This is a genomic window from Bacillus sp. L75 (assembly GCF_003676355.1).
In the GTDB taxonomy this organism is placed as follows: Bacteria; Bacillota; Bacilli; order Bacillales; family Bacillaceae; genus Bacillus; species Bacillus velezensis.
On sequence record NZ_ML064968.1, the window covers coordinates 1 to 337 of the forward strand.

A 337-nucleotide genomic window follows, 5' to 3' on the forward strand; every position below is an offset into this window, starting at 1 on the left:
CAGTTCATGCGTATAAAGATGGGTTTGGTCTGGTTATGTTTGGAAAGAAGCAAATTAACTCTAGTGATTTTTCTAGTAGTTGCGTTTACGATTGCTTAAACGGGAAAGCTAAAAAACACAAAGGATTTGTATTTGAGAGGCTAACAAATGTCTAAGCAAACAAAAATAACTAAATCAGCAAAAGGTGAGGATTGCTCTTTAAGGGTATCGCCCAATTGCAAGGATGATGAAACGGTGGTGTTATGTCATTTAAATACTAATTACCGCGGCACTGGTTTTAAATCTCCTGACTTGTTTGGTGTTTACGGATGCCATTGGTGTCACGGACTTTTAGACG

2 protein-coding genes are annotated in these 337 nt (G+C 38.0%); both read left to right on the plus strand.

The window, feature by feature from the left end:
• The first annotated feature begins 35 nt into the window (after window positions 1-35).
• Window positions 36-155, plus strand: a complete 120-nt coding sequence (locus tag D5S11_RS20530; RefSeq protein ID WP_481747868.1) for a hypothetical protein — start codon at window positions 36-38, stop codon at window positions 153-155.
• Window positions 148-337, plus strand: a 190-nt coding sequence (locus D5S11_RS19755; protein ID WP_128424651.1) for a nuclease domain-containing protein, incomplete at its 3' end; no start/stop codon positions are given. The genes D5S11_RS20530 and D5S11_RS19755, both read left to right, overlap by 8 nt.

Bases quoted from the DNA above. Each gene is read 5' to 3' on its own strand.
- D5S11_RS20530 (WP_481747868.1), top strand. From the start codon at position 36: ATGTTTGGAAAGAAGCAAATTAACTCTAGTGATTTTTCTAGTAGTTGC.